General features: G+C 44.9%; 13 protein-coding genes, 2 tRNA genes and 1 other RNA gene. 11 read left to right on the top strand and 5 right to left on the bottom strand.

The features are described 5' to 3' along the window. Positions 1–19: 19 nt before the first annotated feature. Together FHS86_RS04800 and FHS86_RS04795 are read right to left on the bottom strand one after the other, a co-directional pair. Positions 20–703 carry a DUF554 domain-containing protein gene (locus FHS86_RS04800; protein WP_429411694.1) on the bottom strand — a complete coding sequence of 228 codons (684 nt, stop codon included), beginning with the start codon at positions 701–703 and terminating at the stop codon, positions 20–22. Positions 704–801: 98 nt separating this feature from the next. Continuing rightward, positions 802–2,031, bottom strand: a complete 1,230-nt coding sequence (locus FHS86_RS04795; RefSeq protein WP_429411692.1) for an S-adenosylmethionine:tRNA ribosyltransferase-isomerase — start codon at positions 2,029–2,031, stop codon at positions 802–804. Positions 2,032–2,170: 139 nt separating this feature from the next. On the opposite strand from FHS86_RS04795, the gene FHS86_RS04790 reads away from it, so the two are divergent. The 3 genes from FHS86_RS04790 (at position 2,171) to FHS86_RS04780 (ending at position 5,225) form a co-directional block, all read left to right on the top strand. Next, a complete protein-coding gene (locus FHS86_RS04790; protein ID WP_429411690.1) occupies positions 2,171–3,223 on the top strand; it encodes a Smr/MutS family protein in 1,053 nt (350 codons plus the stop codon). A gap of 56 nt (positions 3,224–3,279) precedes the next feature. Then, positions 3,280–3,656, top strand: an RNA gene (rnpB, locus tag FHS86_RS04785) — RNase P RNA component class A. 246 nt (positions 3,657–3,902) lie between these two features. Continuing rightward, entirely contained in the window at positions 3,903–5,225 is a 1,323-nt protein-coding gene (locus FHS86_RS04780; protein ID WP_429411688.1) for a radical SAM protein, read from the top strand. A gap of 7 nt (positions 5,226–5,232) precedes the next feature. Here the strand turns inward: FHS86_RS04780 and FHS86_RS04775 are convergent, their stop codons facing one another. Beyond that, positions 5,233–5,430, bottom strand: coding sequence for a hypothetical protein (locus tag FHS86_RS04775; protein WP_429411686.1), 198 nt, complete (start codon positions 5,428–5,430; stop codon positions 5,233–5,235). Positions 5,431–5,452: 22 nt separating this feature from the next. Next, entirely contained in the window at positions 5,453–6,313 is an 861-nt protein-coding gene (locus tag FHS86_RS04770; RefSeq protein WP_429411684.1) for a pyruvate, water dikinase regulatory protein, read from the bottom strand. A 217-nt stretch (positions 6,314–6,530) separates the two neighbouring features. Here FHS86_RS04770 and FHS86_RS04765 point away from each other — a divergent pair. Continuing rightward, a tRNA-Asp gene (locus tag FHS86_RS04765) sits at positions 6,531–6,604 on the top strand. 33 nt (positions 6,605–6,637) lie between these two features. Continuing rightward, positions 6,638–6,711: transfer RNA gene (locus tag FHS86_RS04760), tRNA-Asp, on the top strand. Positions 6,712–6,781: 70 nt separating this feature from the next. On the opposite strand, the gene FHS86_RS04755 is transcribed toward FHS86_RS04760, so the two are convergent. Beyond that, positions 6,782–7,210: a YkvA family protein gene (locus FHS86_RS04755; RefSeq protein ID WP_429411682.1), complete on the bottom strand. Its 429-nt coding sequence runs from the start codon at positions 7,208–7,210 to the stop codon at positions 6,782–6,784. Positions 7,211–7,502: 292 nt separating this feature from the next. Between FHS86_RS04755 and FHS86_RS04750 the strand changes: the two genes are divergently transcribed. From FHS86_RS04750 to FHS86_RS04725, 6 genes are all read left to right on the top strand, one after another. Beyond that, positions 7,503–10,331 carry a leucine-rich repeat domain-containing protein gene (locus FHS86_RS04750; RefSeq protein ID WP_429411680.1) on the top strand — a complete coding sequence of 943 codons (2,829 nt, stop codon included), beginning with the start codon at positions 7,503–7,505 and terminating at the stop codon, positions 10,329–10,331. A gap of 2 nt (positions 10,332–10,333) precedes the next feature. Next, complete coding sequence (locus FHS86_RS04745) at positions 10,334–11,266, top strand: PorP/SprF family type IX secretion system membrane protein (protein ID WP_429411678.1); 933 nt, start codon at positions 10,334–10,336, stop codon at positions 11,264–11,266. Positions 11,267–11,300: 34 nt separating this feature from the next. Continuing rightward, entirely contained in the window at positions 11,301–12,896 is a 1,596-nt protein-coding gene (locus FHS86_RS04740; RefSeq protein ID WP_429411676.1) for a TolB-like translocation protein, read from the top strand. 420 nt (positions 12,897–13,316) lie between these two features. Further along, positions 13,317–13,595, top strand: a complete 279-nt coding sequence (locus FHS86_RS04735; RefSeq protein ID WP_429411674.1) for a DUF2089 family protein — start codon at positions 13,317–13,319, stop codon at positions 13,593–13,595. Position 13,596: 1 nt separating this feature from the next. Continuing rightward, positions 13,597–14,187 (top strand): hypothetical protein, encoded by a 591-nt coding sequence (locus FHS86_RS04730; protein ID WP_429411672.1) that lies wholly within the window; start codon positions 13,597–13,599, stop codon positions 14,185–14,187. Between the two features lie 10 nt (positions 14,188–14,197). Then, entirely contained in the window at positions 14,198–15,601 is a 1,404-nt protein-coding gene (locus tag FHS86_RS04725) for an alpha/beta hydrolase family protein (protein ID WP_429411670.1), read from the top strand. The last annotated feature ends 62 nt before the right edge of the window (positions 15,602–15,663 follow it).

Below are 15,663 nucleotides of genomic sequence, written 5' to 3'. Positions count from 1 at the left end.
TTGCTGCTTTTAAAGAGGTTCAGATAAAAAGATAGGCCAGCAGAATAGCTACCAATAAGGCAGGCAGCATGTTGATCACTTTGATTTTTTTGATTTCCATGATCGAAATTCCCAGCCCGATCAATAGTAAGCCGCCGGTTGCCGACATCTCGTTAATTACCGGATCGGGCATCAGGTTGCCCAAAAAATAAGCAAGGATGGTGAGACCCCCCTGGAAAATAAACAGCGGGAAAATGGAAAACAGAACGCCAATACCCAATGCAGATGCCAATGCCAGAGAGCTGAATCCGTCCATGACGGCTTTGGCAATGAGCAGGTCCGATTTTCCCATGGTGCCTTCTTCGAAGGCACCCAGTATGGTCATCGATCCAATGCAGAAAAGAAGAAATGCAGTTACCAGACCTTCCGAGAATGTTTCGTTGTTTGAATTCAGTTTGCCTTTGACCCAGTCGCTGAAGCGATTGATAGACCGATCCAAGTTGATCCATTCGCCCAGAGCCGATCCGATTACCATGCTAAAAACGAGTAAAAGCAGTTCATTGGTCTTCATGGTCATGCTTATCCCAATGTAAATGGTGAAAAGCCCGATGGCCTGAAAAGTTATTTTGACAATGCGTTCGGGCAAACGCGAATGAAATACGTAACCCAGCAAACTGCCGGCGATTACGGTCGTTACATTAATCAGGGTTCCGGTTAGGATCATGCTATAGTTTATTTATTGCTTGCGATTTTTTCAATTCCGAAGGTAAGAAAAATTAGCGGCAACAGCTTGCTTGCTTCCTTCCTGCATACGATAATGTTTTATTCCTTCATGTACAGATTACTGTCGCCATAACTCAGAAAACGATAATTATTTTCCAGTGCGTGCTGGTATACCTTTTTCCATTCATCACCGATAAAAGCCGAAATAAGCAGGAGCAGGGTGCTTTGAGGCTGATGAAAATTGGTAATCATGCCATCGATCATTCTGAAAGTATAACCCGGAACAATAATGATGCTGGTGGCCGAGTACAGCTGACGGGCATTTTGCCGGCTGAGGTAAGCCAGCAGGGCTTCAAGTGCTTCGTGTCGGCTAATTGCAGTACTTGTATGATAAGGTTCCCACTGGGTAACAGCGAGCCCGGCTATTGACAAATCAGGCTGTTTTAATACTTTAGATCCCATCCAGTAAAGGCTTTCGAGGGTTCGCACCGAGGTAGTCCCCACTGCAATCAGCTGGTTTTTATGGCCGATCAGCTCTTCGATGAGACTTTTATCTATCAACATGTGTTCGGTATGCATTTCGTGCAGTCCGATGGTTTCGCTTTTTACCGGTTGGAAAGTACCGGCGCCTACATGCAGGGTCAGTTCAGCAGTGGTGATTTCATTTTTGCTGAGCAGCTCAAGTACTTCGTCGGTGAAATGGAGTCCGGCAGTTGGTGCAGCTACCGATCCTTCAATTTTCGAAAATACTGTTTGATAACGGGTTAGATCAATGTCTTCGGTCTCGCGGTGTAAATAGGGAGGGATGGGTAATTTCCCGGCTGCATCGAGTACTTCAGAAAAGGTGAATTCTTCATGGTTCCAGCTAAAACGGATCAACTGGCTGTTTCCTGTTTTTCCTGTTTTTTCGGCTTTCAACAGCAGTTCCTTTTCTTTTATTTGAATGCTCAGAAACAACGGACCTTCCTTCCATTTTTTCAGGTTGCCAACCATGCATTTCCAGGTGCAGGTGTTGGTCTGTTGAAAACTTTGGGTATAGTCGGCCGGGTCATGCGGATCGAGCACAAACAGTTCGATCAGTGCTCCGCTGGTTTTACGGAAGTGCAGCCGCGCCCTGATGACCCGTGTGTTGTTGAAAATGAGTTTGGAGCGGGGAGGCAGCAAGCCTGGCAAATCGGTGAAACGCCGGTCTTCGATGGAACCCTTTTTCCAAAGCAGCAACTTCGACCGATCGCGTTGTTCCAGCGGATATTTGGCAACACGTTGATCGGGCAAATCGTAATCGAAGCCGCTTATTGAGAGTTTTTCTATTTCAGCAGGTAGGTTCATTTATCTTTTTTTGTCGTCACATTTGCTTTTCAAAACGCCTGCAAAAATAGTAAAATTGAACGAACCCCTATTTTATCATACTAACTACAGGTGATTGTAAAATTGGTTTAACTTTGTTGCTTCAATTTAATGAAACGATATGTTGAAAACAGGAGATAAAGTGAAGTTTTTGAACGATGTGGGCGGAGGCCGCATCACAGGCTTTCAAAGCAAAAATATAGCAGTTGTAGAGAATGAAGACGGTTTCGAAATTCCGGTAATGATTAGCGAATTGTTGAAAGTGGAAGAAGAGGAACAATACAGCCCGGTGAGACGCGATTTTTCAAAACCGGCCGAACCACAGAAACCGCAGGAAACAGCAGCCGCCGAGCCGGAGCATGAGCCCGAAATAATCCCTGGCAATGATGAGCCAAAATTTTTCATGGCTTTTTATCCTGTCGATCAAAAAAATCCGGTTGGTGGTGAAATAGAAATTTACATCATTAACGACAGCAATTTCAGTCTGCTGTATCATTATGCACATTTCGATGGTGAAAAATATGAGACCATCGATGCAGGAGCGCTGGAGCCCAATACTAAAAATTATGTTGAAGGTTTGTCACAAAGCGATTTGAGCAAACTTCCGAAGTTTTATTTCAGCATCATTCCTTATATGAAATCGGCAAAAAAACTGGTCGATCCGGTGGTGAAGGAAGTGAGCGTGAATGCCGTAAAATTTTACAAGGAGAAGAGTTTTACAGCCAATGATTTTTTCGATGGAAATGCCATGATTTTTGACCTGGTAAGCAATCCGTTAAAAGAAGAGATCGATAAATTAACCGACCGGGATTTTAAGAAAATTGTTGCAGAGAAAGACAAGGAAAACCGCCCCGCCGAAACAGCAAAGAAAGTGAGTACTGTCCCCGACTTAATTGAGATTGATTTGCACATCGATGAGCTGATTGACAGCACCAGCGGGCTTTCGAACCGTGAGATTCTTGATGTCCAGATGGATAAATTTCAGCGTGAAATGGACGACGCGATCGAAAAAAGGGCGAAACGCATCGTATTTATTCATGGTGTGGGCAACGGCGTTTTAAAGCAGGAAATTGCAAGGCGCCTTCAATCGAAATATGCCCGTTTCCATTCACAGGATGCCTCGTTTAAGGAATATGGCTTTGGCGCGACCATGGTCATTCTGCGTCGCAAATAAGATTTCTTTTTCGTTGTCGATCATCGATATACTGACGAAATGATTACTTTTGCGGCAAAGCAGACCGTTCTATCGCCACGCCTTTGGTGTGGAGGAAAGTCCGGGCAACACAGGGCACTCTGCTCTTTCCTGGCGCAAGCCGGGAGGAGATGTTCGTGAGGGCATGGTAACCGGGAAGAAAATAACCGTCCTGTCATTGACGGGATAAGGGTGAGAAGGTGGGGTAAGAGCCCACCAGTTGCGGTAGTGATACCGCATGCTGCCGGTCCCTGAGGTTGCAAGACCAAATATATCCTGAAGGCGAGAGCATACGGCGGCCCGTCGTGTTTTTCAACTTGTTGAAAGATTCAGGAGGGGTAGGTTGCGAAGATAAATGATAGAAGTTCCGGTGCAAACCGGAATACAGAACCCGGCTTACAGGTCTGCTTTTATTTTAAATTTTGGATTACAGACAATGACCTATATCAATCAATTGACCACCAATAACAAAGGGTTTTCACAGCTTCAGAAAATCCTGATTTGTCTGTTTGTTTTTTCAGAACTCTAATCGTTCCTTTTCTTGTTATTTGCCGTTTGGCCTTCGGCAATACCTGCTCGATTTTGAAAACCTGAAGCAGGATTTCACGACATGGATGCTAAAATAAGAGGCCGCATTTTACACCACTTTTTTCTGTAAAAAATGAAAACATACCTGGGGCACCTTAACCAGATTGCCACCGCAAGTGAGTTGAATCACAGGCAAAATGGAAATGAAATTAACTGGTATCACCCTTATCGCTCGGTTGAACTCGATGAGCAACGCGAGAAACTGTTCAATGCTTTGGCTGGCAAAATTGAATGGGAATTTAAAGGCACAAAGCCCTATGTAAATCAGTTGTCGAAAGGTTGTGAGTTGTGTGGACAGGGAGAATGGTCGTGCCTTTTCATTACGGGGATATGCAATGCCAGTTGTTTTTACTGTCCGGCCCGGCAGGACAGCGATGAGCTGCCACAAACCCAGCAGTTGCTTTTCGAAGATCCGGATTCGTATGTCGAATACATCAACAGAACCGGTTTTAAGGGCATCAGCTTTAGTGGGGGTGAACCCCTGATGGTTTTCGACCGTACCCTGGAGTTTCTTCGCCAGGTGCGTTCGAAGTGCGATCCCGCTATTTACATCTGGATGTACACCAACGGCATATTAATCAGTGATGAAAAGTTGCAGTTGTTGGGCGAAGCTGGTCTGGATGAGATTCGTTTCGACCTGGGGGCGGTCAACTACCATACTAAAGTGTTACAAAATGCTGCCCGTTTCATTCCGCATGTTACGGTCGAAATACCGGCTGTACCCGGGCACAAGGAACAATTGCTGGCGATTTTGCCTGAACTTTGCAGCCTTGGGGTGAGCAATCTGAACCTGCACCAGCTTCGGCTTACGGCCTATAATTCCGCTAAGTTGATGCAGCACGAATACACTTACCTGCACGGTGAGCAACCGGTAGTAGCCGAATCGGAACTTTGTGCACTCGAAATCATACAATATGTGTTTGAGAAGCAACTCCCCATTGGTGTGAATTACTGCAACTTTCAATACAAAAACCGTTTTCAGAAGGCTGGTTTCAGAAATAAAATGGCTGCCTTGCTGAAAAACGAAGGGGAGGAGCCTACCCTGAACGGATATCTCCGAAGCATTGAAGGCAGCATCGGTGGAAAGCGGCACTTGCTGCCATTAAGCAGGCTGGCCGAAATGCTCGATCAGTTGGACGAGCTTGTTATTACCTATTCGGGCCGTATGATCGAAAATACACAGTTCATCGAAGGAAGGCGCAGCTTCAGTATGGGTGAAAAGCAATATCAGATCAATGAAGGTCTGGCCACCCAGCCCCTTGTGCTTGGCCGCTCACTGATCGAAAAATACCTGGCAATGATGGAAGATGATGGAAAGGTAATTCCCGATCATCCGCTGTTGTTCGAAGCCTGGAAATACGAATTCATTGAAGAAGGAATGCGCGATTTCTTTTAAACACCGATTAATTCAGCATCCATTTTTTTTGCTTGTAGTGGGTGGCAATTTCACTTCGCCTTTGCTCATCAAGTGATAACATGTATTTCTTCCAACCCGGACAGAAATTAATGTGCCAGCGCCAGAAACGGCCGGCAAACGATTTGGGCCTGGCATCGTATTTTGCCCTCATAGGACAGTTTTCACAATTGTTAGTTGTTTCCATTGTTTTTTATTCAAATATAAGCTTAATCATCTACATCTTTTACTTTGCCTGATTTAAAATTAAAGCGATCGGCAATAATTCCGATGATTTCGTTGGCCGAAGTTTCCACCGGCTTATTGGTTACATTGATGACAGTGAAGCGGCCCTGTTCGAAAATTCTTTCGGCAAAGCGGATTTCGTCGTTCACCCTGCGTTGATCGATATAAGAAGTATTGCTGGTGTTTTTAATGTTCTTGAGTCTTTTCGCACGCTGGGCGATCAGGTGAACAGCCGATATGCGCAGGCCAAATACTTTTCGTGGATCCACTTCAAAAAGTTCTTTGGGAGGATCGATGCCGAGCACCAGTGGAATATTGGCAACCCGCCAGCCAAACATCGACATGTACATGCTGAGTGGTGTTTTTCCGGCACGTGAAACTCCGGTAAGAATAATTTCAGCATTCCTGATTTTTTTCGGATTGATGCCATCGTCGTTGGCAAGCGTAAATTCCATGGCGTCGATCCGGTCGAAATACCGGGCATTGATGCGCCGGTAGAGGCCGGGAACACTTTTTGATTCCAGTCCCAGTTCTTCTTCAAGATAATTGGCCAGCGGTCCCATAAAATCGATTTCTGCCACGCCCTGCCGGGCACATTCTTCGATCAGTGCTTTTCTGAGTTGTCGATTGACCATGGTGTGTGTAATGAGCGCCCGCTCAGCAGCTGCTTCGCTTACAACTTCCCTGATTTTTTTGATACTTTGTACATTGGGCTTGATATGAACCGGTACAATGTTTTCGGGATACTGTATCAGCAACGATTGGACCATGGTGTGACCGGCCAGCCCTTTTCCGCCCGAAACAAGAAAAATGGGCGGCAGGTTTTGTTTATCTTTTGTGTTCATGATGCAGTCTTTTATGCTTCTGCTGATTCATGTTGAAATATGCTGTGCTATCAATTTAGTTTTTATTTTCCTTAATATGAAGGTGTAATGATAATAATGAAATGCGACGGCTTTTTTTTCGTGTTCTTTATTTGCAGAAAAGAAAAGAAGGTATATATTTGCATCGCCTTTGAAAACAAGGAAAGTTCAGCGAAATATTGAGTATTGAAAGTAAAATGGTGCGGTAGTTCAGTTGGTTAGAATATCGGCCTGTCACGCCGAGGGTCGCGGGTTCGAGTCCCGTCCGCACCGCATTTTTTTTCAATACCTAAGATCAAAATATTTGGTGCGGTAGTTCAGTTGGTTAGAATATCGGCCTGTCACGCCGAGGGTCGCGGGTTCGAGTCCCGTCCGCACCGCTTAAGGTTGTTTCGAAAGAGGCAACCTTTTTTTATGCCCGTCAGTTGGGTGCCCCGGGTGGTCTGTGACCTATGTTTGTTGCTTTGCTTGTGTGTTTTCTGTTTCATCCGCCTTAGCAGCTTTCCATTCCTTGTATTTTTCAACTTCGTTGCGAACCAGATTGAGGCATACACCAAAAACAGCAGCATCGTCAATTAAGCCGGCAATGGGGATAAAGTCGGTAATCATGTCGATAGGAGTCAGAACATAAAGCATGGTGGCCCCAATCGATGAAATCACATACCAGGGGACGGCTTTGTATTTGCGATGATAATAATCGCTGAGCATCGACATGAAAAGTTTGAATTCTTCGAGATAGGAAGCCAGCTTCTCATTTTTTAGAAATTTGCTTTTAATGCGCTCGCGGTTATTTAATACCCTGGGAAGATCGTTTTCACTGAACTGCTGCTGGCCTCTGTTGTATGCTCTTTCTGCTTTTTTCTCTGAAAAATCTTTCATTGTTACTACTGCTTTTGATTAGCCTTAAAAATAAGAAAAGTTTTGTAGTAAGAAATGGAAAGTGAAAAGATGAACTGAAGTTATTAATGTCTTTGTTTTAGAGTGTAAGCATCTTTAATAGAAAGCAATAAGGTTTTAGTGGGCAGTTTGTATACCTTTTATTAAAAGGATTGAAATTAATAAAAAAAACAAGCCAAATATTTTGATTTCACACCTTGATTGCTGAAATTGTGGCTTGAAAAACACCTGTTGTTTTTAACACAATTGTATTAACCCTCAAATAAACGTGAAAGTGTTCTCTCCGAATTACCTTAAGGGTATCATTGGATTTGTACTTTTCAGCTGGATGGTAGTAGGTCCCTGTCGTGTTAATTCTGCTTCTCCGCAAGCAGGAAGCGTGATTAAAAGTGATTCGCTTGCGCTGGTCGCCCTTTATGAAACAAGCAAGGGGGAGACATGGACTTACCGCACCAATTGGCTGACAAGTACCGTTGATAAGTGGCACGGAATAAAGGTGGTCAATAACAGAGTGACCGAAATCGTACTCTATGATAATAACCTTAGCGGAACCCTGCCCGCAGAACTTGGACTACTCGATCAGCTTACCTTGTTGAACCTGCGTAGCAATCGTCTTACAGGTCAGTTACCTCCTGAACTGGGGTTGCTTGCTAATTTAGAATATTTGTACCTGTACGGAAACACACTAACAGGTGAGATTCCGGCTGAATTAGGAAATCTGGCCAATCTGAAACGACTATATCTGTATTCAAATCAGTTAAGTGGTGCTATTCCATCCGAGCTTGGAAAGCTGACCCAGCTCGAATACCTTTATCTGCAATCGAACCGACTGAGCGGGAACCTGCCTCCCGAACTGGGTCAACTTAAGCAACTGCTGGTGCTGTATCTGAGTTCTAATCAACTCGAAGGTGAGCTCCCGCCCGAAATTGGGCAAATGAGCAATCTCCGGAATTTATACCTTCATTACAATAATTTATCAGGAAGTATTCCGACCGAACTGGGACAGCTCGATTTGCTCACCCATCTTTATCTGCATTACAATAAATTTTCAGGTGCAATACCACACGAGTTGGGCGACATGGACAACCTGCTGTATTTGTACCTGAATAACAACCGGCTGAGTGGTAAACTGCCCTGGGAGATCGGCCAGTTAACAAAACTCAGGTACCTCTATTGTGAAATGAATCAATTAAGCGATACCATTCCTTCTTCGATAGGAAATATGAGCGGACTTCAGATTCTCGACATGAGAATCAATCAGCTAAGCGGGGTGCTTCCTGAAGAAATTGGATTATTAAAAAATTTGCGGCAGATCGATTTAAGCATTAATCAGCTCAGCGGAACACTACCAGATGCGATAGGTCAACTGAGCAACCTTACTTCGCTGATAATCGACCGTAATCAGTTGAGTGGCACCATTCCCAAAGTTTTAAATCAATTGAAAAAACTGGATGTGCTTTCCTTGTCATCGAATAAGTTCACTGCTTTTCTGGCCGATAGTTTAAATTTCAACCCTGCGCTTAACAGCATTAGTATTTACGACAATGAACTTACTTTTGAAGACCTGGAAGATAAAATGGAGCTTCAAAACAAGTATTTCTATTATTCTCCACAGGCCAATATCGGGCAAAGAATGGTAGTACAGCTAGACACCGGTGTAAATTATACACTCGATATTGAATGTGGAGGAACACAAAATCGCTATGAATGGTTCTTTGGCGAAGAATCATTGGGGGATCCTGCCAGTGAATCCTCTTATCAGTTACGCGATATCAGAGGGAGGGACCTGGGGGCTTATCACTGCAAAATAAGCAATGAACTGGTTCCTGATCTGGTCATTGCTTCCGAGTCCATTATCCTTCAACTGAAGCCTGCTGCCTTTCAGCCTCCCACCGATATTACGCTTTCGAATCAGGCAATTGATGAAGGGATGCCTGTGGGTACCGAAATTGGAAGGTTTAGCACGGAAGATCCCGATCTGGACGACTGGCATTTTTATACCCTGGCAGCAGGCGAGGGGGGCGAAGACAATGTGCATTTCTTTATTGCCGGAAATCAGTTGCACAGCAACGAAATATTCGATTACGAAAGCAAAAGCGTCTATCATATCAGGGTCCGTACCGAGGACAGTGTAGGAGAAACCTTTACGAAATCTTTTACCATCATGGTTGAGAATGTTGGTGAGGATCCTCCAACAGCTTTGCTTCTTAGTGACTCGCTGATAAATGAAAACATGCCTGTTGGTAGCATTGTTGGCACCTTGTATACCGAGAGTTCCTTGCCCAACAACAGTTTTACTTACCAGTTAACCGAAGGAGAGGGCAGTGAAGACAATGGCAGTTTCTTCATCATCGGCGACCAGTTACTCAGCAACGAGCGTTTCGATTATGAAAACCGGTGGCAATACCAGATTCGTTTAAAAAGTACCGATCGCGAGGAAAACTTCATCGAAACTTCATTCACCATATATATCCGCGATGTGGACGATTCATCCATCAATATGCAATTGTTGGGTGATCGGCTTGTCGAAAACGGACAAGTGGGTGATTTAATTGGTGAATTTTCTGTTGAAGGTGAGGATGAAAGTATGGTTTATCAATTTTCGCTGGCCGATGATCCGGCTTACCCCGACAATGCCAATTTCTTTATCGCCAACAGCTATCTGCATGCTTATGCTGTATTCGATTATGAGCAACAAGCTGTTTATGAAATCAAAGTGGAGGCTGTTAATCAGTACCAATCGGCATTTAGTGAGCTGTTTACTGTGTATGTCGACGATGTGGAAGAAGGCGCCGGGCCCTTGGATCTCTTTGTTCCCAATGCCTTTTCTCCTAATCAGGACGGTAAAAACGACTACTTTGAAATTATTGGCATTGAAGTTTACCCCGATGCGCGGTTGAATGTTTACAATCGCTCAGGTCAGTTGGTTTTCAGCCGCAATGAATATGGAAATCCCGGAAACGGAATAGACCCCTTATGGTGGGACGGCCGCTTCGAGATCAACGGTATTCCGGGGGAAGCACTGCCCGAGGCAGCGTATTTTATGGTTCTGGAACTCAGGGCCGATACACTCGTAAAGCAAACGATCCTATTAAAGCGTTAAACATGATCCTTAGAATACGAAGCGGTTTATTTCTGACAATAATGCTTGTACTGGCAAGCAGCTTGCCTGTACCTGCACAAACAGAGCCGATGCTTAGTCAGTATATGTTTGGCGTTCAGGCGGTCAATCCTGCTTATGCAGGTAGCTGGGACTATGCCGGACTCAGTATTTTGGCACGAAATCAGTGGATCGAACTGGATCAGCATCCTCAAACAGCCTGGCTGTCGTTTCATACACCACTGGCAAAGAAAAAAGCAGGTTTGGGTTTCACGCTGATGAACGACCAGTTTGGAATGTTGCTGAATCAGTCTCTTTTTGTCGATTATGCCTATGCCATTAAGGTAAACCGAAAGGTGAACCTACGCCTGGGATTGAGCGGAGGAATGTTGTATGTTACCAATAATTTCACCGACTTGAAACTGATCGATGTCGACGATCCGGTTTTTACCGGCATGCCCGAAAGCTACTGGAAACCCAACTTTGGAGTGGGAACTTACCTTCATTCCGATCGGTTTTATGCAGGCTTTTCCATTCCACGGCTGTTGAATACCGAAGCCGAAACCGGAAACAACCAGTTTGAACTGAAGCATCTGCTGGCCATGGGAGGTTTTGTAATCCCACTCTCCGACGGAATCGACATGAAGCCCTCGTGCATGGTCCGTTACTGGACGGATGCACCGATGGTGACCGATTTCAATTTAAGCTTTTTGCTGGCCAGTCGGTTTTGGATGGGTGCTATGCTGCGAACAGGAAGGGAGATTGGATACGGTTTCAATGCCAATTTGTTGCTCGCCCGTCAGCTGCGTATTGGCTATGCCTACGATCTTTCGAACATGGGCGGATTGAGCAGTTTTGCGGCAGCCACACATGAAATTGTTGTTTCTTTTGAATTCAGGAGAAAAGAAGTGAGCTATGTTTCACCACGTTACTTTTAAATGTTTTGAGATCAATTAATTTAGTTTGAAAACGATGAATTCCCCTATCAACAGATCAATATTGATCGTACTGACGCTTTGCATTTTTCAATCGGTGTTGGCACAACGCTTCGATTTAGATGATGAGCACCTGCTTTTGGAAGCTTTGGAAATCAACAGCAGGCATCACGAAATTGGGCCGGCATTCATCGACGGGCATTTGTATTTTTCGTCGGATGTGCCAACAGGAGAAAGTGATCGGGAAGCGCTTTTCTTCCAGCTTTACCAAATTCCCTTGCACCTGATTGGACAAAATGAAGCTGCAGAGGTGGTGTTGCCCGGGAAAAAAGGCTTTCATGCCGGACCTGTAAGTTATTGTAAACGCACCGGTGAACTTTTTGTTACTGTGTCGGATGTCGATCATCCCGGCTTCAAAAATGATAGTTCTGAAGTGGAGACCTATACGCTTGGCATTGCCATTTACAGGAAGGTAGCAGGGCGCTGGATCTTTGCTTCGATGTTTCCCCACAAGGTGAAGGGTTTTTCAGATGGTCATCCGGCAATTAGTGTTGGTGGCGATACGCTGGTATTTGCAAGCGACCGTCCCGGAGGAATGGGGAAAACCGATCTGTACATGTCGGTTCGAAAAACGGGCATCTGGTATCAGCCGTATAATCTGGGGGAAACGATCAACACCCGCAAGAATGAACTGACCCCGTTTTTTGATCAGGGTGGCCGGCTGTATTTCGCTTCCGATGGTCATCGTGGCAGGGGAAAACTTGATATTTTTTATTCTGAAATAGAAGATGGAAAGTTTGGATCAGTTCGCAATCAGGGGAAGCTCTTTAATTCGTCGAAGGATGATTTTGGCCTAGTTTTACACCCTTATCAACCAATGGGTTTCTTTGTTTCAGAAAGGAAAAAGCGAAAAAAGAAAGATGACATTTACTGTTTCAGGGAAAGAACGTATCAGCCCCGGATACAGCAAGCCGACAGCATGCTCCGTCTGCTTGAAGAGCAGGCAGCCGACATCAGAAAGCGCCTGAGCAGCTCGCTTGATGATTTGAACAAAAAGCAAGTGGTGTGTGGCAATGTGGTTTGTCACTTCGACTATGTGCTTGTCGACAGTACCGAGCTTCCCAATCTGCGCCTGGAGTTTTATTATCAGCTGAGTAACGATACGCTTGAACTGGGTGAAAATGCCTACCGTTTGCGCGAATATGCCATTGAATCAGCCCGCGCAGTGCAATTACTGGTAAAGGTAGTTGAAAGTAGCATAAAAGAGGAGTTGAGTGCCTATTTTACTCCTAATAAAGGTTTGATAATAAAGATCAACGGTGCTGAGGATGCTTTCCCTTTTTCTGAACCTGTAACCTACGATGGAGAATTTGGCGATCTGTTGTTGTCGGAATATTATTACAACAATGAAAAGCAAACGGTTAATTTGTACAGAATGCAGGAACTCGATCAGCAGTCGTTGGCTTTTTTAAGGGCACACAGTGTTGGTCAACACCTCTTAAACGATGTAAAAGCACTGAATGCTACCAACAACAAGATGATTTATAAGGTAATTCCTGCTTCTCAACTAAATAAAAAACATCATTGGGGAGCCATCGAAATTACCATTGAGAATGTTTTTGGAAATTTCTGACCTGTAAGTCTTTGTTTTCGTAAGCTGTCCTGTAGTAAGTCATTTCTTCTTCTGTGTAATACGATTGGCCCTGCCTGGCATTTGTTGAATAAGCTCACTCGTTTTTTTTGAAAAACTGCGTCCAATTCGGGCACTGCCCGGCCAGGGATGGGAGCGGCAGCTTACCGTAAACGGGTGCGATGCATGAACGGGCGCGGGCGGGCGACCGCAGGAAGCCCCGCCTGCGCCCTGTGAATGCCGCAGCCGTTGCGGTAACTATAGCGTACAGCCCGCAGGCCGCCTAAAAATAACAACTTGGAATATTAATATTATTAAACTCAGGATTAATAAAATTTAATCGAATTGAATTATTATTGATATTAAATTGCATTATTCAAAGTTGATTTAGTACTTTTGCAAAGAAAACTTAATCATTTAGCGATGCGACTTCCTGTTAATTGTCCAAGCTGTAGTGCGCCACTTTTTGTTTCGACCTTGAAATGTGAAAGCTGCCAAACCAAGGTGGAAGGCTCTTTTGAATTGCCAATGCTGGCGGCATTGCCACCCGATGTTCAGACATTCATCATTGAGTTTGTAAAGAACAGTGGCAGCCTTAAAAAAATGGCAAAAGCCATGTCGTTGAGTTACCCAACGGTGCGTAACCGTTTGGACGAGGTCATCGATTTGTTGAATAAAAATGAACCATCAAAAGATGAATGAAATGAGCATTAAAGCGGTGATTAATCCTTTTGAGAAAATTGCAGGTGCAAAGAGTCTGTTTATCGGCATGGCCGCAGTCATGGTAGCAGGCATCATGGGCTATTTGAGCAAAACGCATTTCGATGGCATTTTAAATGTGCATTCGGGTATGCAGTCGGAATGGTTTGTGCATATCGCAGAACCCATGCTCAGTATTGCTGTTATAGCGCTTTGGTTTTTGCTGTTTGCAATCATTTTTGGAAAGCAAAATGTACGGGCCATCGATGTGGTGGGGACACAGTTTTTTGCCTTTATTCCGCTGGTGCCTGCTTCCCTGCTTGGATTTTTTGAGGTAACTGAAGTTATTTCACAGGCACTGCAACAGTTTGTTGCCGATCCGACGGGCCGGCTCGAGGTAAGCGACGCGCAAATGGTGTCGTTTATTGGCTTGATGATAATTGTATTGCTGCTTACGGTATGGAGTGCAGTCTGGATTTACAATGGTTTTAAGGTGGCAGCGAACCTTCCCCGGCCAGTTCATATTCCGGTATATATTTCAGGATTAATTGTGGGGATGCTGGTCCCCAAACTACTGATTTCAATAATGATTTAAAAACCAAAAAATGAAAAAAACGACCATTATCACGCTCATGGTTCTGTTAACAGCAGTGAGTGGCTTTTCACAGAATATCGCAGGAGCATGGAACGGAATGCTCGAAGCAGCTCCCGGCCAGAAGCTGCGGCTGGTATTCAACATTACAGAAAGCGAAACAGGGATTTCGGCTACCATGGATAGTCCCGATCAAAGCGCATTTGGTATACCGGTGTCCGAAGCCACATTTGATGGTTCGAAGCTGACTATTACCATCAAACAGGCCGGGATTAAATACGAAGGTATCCTGACTGGTGACAGTATTACAGGAACCTTCAGGCAGATGGGAGCAGCATTCCCGATGGTGCTGAGCAAAAAGGCCCAAAAGCTTGAAAAACCCAGGCGGTCTCAAGAGCCCCAAAAGCCTTATCCCTATGTTTCGGAAGATGTGCGCTTTGAAAATAAGGGAGCCGGCATTCATCTGGCCGGCACGTTGACCTTGCCCGACGCAAAAGGCAAATACCCGGTGGTGGTGCTTATTTCGGGCAGCGGACCGCAAAATCGTGACGAAGAACTGATGGGGCACAAACCTTTTCTGGTTTTGGCCGACCACCTTACCCGCAACGGTATTGCCGTGCTAAGGTTCGATGACCGTGGAACCGGAGCGTCGGAAGGTGATTTCAGCAAGGCCACATCGTTCGATTTTGCCACCGATGTTAAAGCAGCCGTCGACTATCTGAAAAACAGGAAAGAAATTGACCCGGTCAGTATCGGTCTCATGGGACACAGCGAAGGCGGCTTGATAGCCCCCATGGTCGCAGCAGAGCATCCCGACGAAATTGGTTTCATTGTGTTGCTTGCAGGCCCCGGACTTCCCGGAAGTGAGATCATTATGATGCAGCAGCAACTGATTGGCAAAGCATCGGGGATGTCCGACAGTGAACTGGAGCTGGCAGTCAATATGAATAAGCAGATTTTCGATTTGATTGATGAGATCGACAATCCGGAAGAATTGCAAAAAAGGGTGAAGGAGCTCTTTCAGGAAATTATATCCGAAAATCCCGAAATGGTACCCGAAGGAATGGAAACCGGCCAGTTTATCGATATGCAGTTAGGCCAGCTTTTATCGCCATGGATGAAAACTTTTTTGACGTACGATCCGGTGCCAGCTCTCAAAAAAGTTGTTTGCCCCGTGTTGGCCCTTATTGGCGAAAACGATTTGCAGGTTCCACCCAAAGAAAACCTGAAGATCATTGGTGAGACGCTTAAAAATGCCGGGAACAAAAATGTAAGTACAATTGAACTTCAAGGCCTCAACCACCTTTTCCAGGAAAGTAAAACCGGCTTGCCTGCCGAATATGGGCAGATAGAGCAAACCATGTCGCCGGATGCCTTGAACGCCATTACAAAGTGGGTAAAAATGCAGGTGAAGTAAGGCTGGAAAGAGACAAAAGACAATAGATAAAAAACACAAGACAAAAAAGACTATCAGACTGA

Origin of the sequence: Roseimarinus sediminis (assembly GCF_050433125.1) — a bacterium.
Lineage (GTDB): Bacteria > Bacteroidota > Bacteroidia > Bacteroidales > Prolixibacteraceae > Roseimarinus > Roseimarinus sediminis.
Note: the sequence above shows the minus strand (reverse complement) of the source record. Positions and strands in the feature narration are given on the sequence as shown.

Bases quoted from the DNA above. Each gene is read 5' to 3' on its own strand.
- FHS86_RS04795 (WP_429411692.1), bottom strand. From the start codon at position 2,031: ATGAACCTACCTGCTGAAATAGAAAAACTCTCAATAAGCGGCTTCGAT.
- FHS86_RS04740 (WP_429411676.1), top strand. From the start codon at position 11,301: ATGAATTCCCCTATCAACAGATCAATATTGATCGTACTGACGCTTTGC.
- FHS86_RS04800 (WP_429411694.1), bottom strand. From the start codon at position 703: ATGATCCTAACCGGAACCCTGATTAATGTAACGACCGTAATCGCCGGC.
- FHS86_RS04770 (WP_429411684.1), bottom strand. From the start codon at position 6,313: ATGAACACAAAAGATAAACAAAACCTGCCGCCCATTTTTCTTGTTTCG.
- FHS86_RS04755 (WP_429411682.1), bottom strand. From the start codon at position 7,210: ATGAAAGATTTTTCAGAGAAAAAAGCAGAAAGAGCATACAACAGAGGC.
- FHS86_RS04745 (WP_429411678.1), top strand. From the start codon at position 10,334: ATGATCCTTAGAATACGAAGCGGTTTATTTCTGACAATAATGCTTGTA.
- FHS86_RS04775 (WP_429411686.1), bottom strand. From the start codon at position 5,430: ATGGAAACAACTAACAATTGTGAAAACTGTCCTATGAGGGCAAAATAC.
- FHS86_RS04730 (WP_429411672.1), top strand. From the start codon at position 13,597: ATGAGCATTAAAGCGGTGATTAATCCTTTTGAGAAAATTGCAGGTGCA.
- FHS86_RS04780 (WP_429411688.1), top strand. From the start codon at position 3,903: ATGAAAACATACCTGGGGCACCTTAACCAGATTGCCACCGCAAGTGAG.
- FHS86_RS04735 (WP_429411674.1), top strand. From the start codon at position 13,317: ATGCGACTTCCTGTTAATTGTCCAAGCTGTAGTGCGCCACTTTTTGTT.
- FHS86_RS04790 (WP_429411690.1), top strand. From the start codon at position 2,171: ATGTTGAAAACAGGAGATAAAGTGAAGTTTTTGAACGATGTGGGCGGA.
- FHS86_RS04725 (WP_429411670.1), top strand. From the start codon at position 14,198: ATGAAAAAAACGACCATTATCACGCTCATGGTTCTGTTAACAGCAGTG.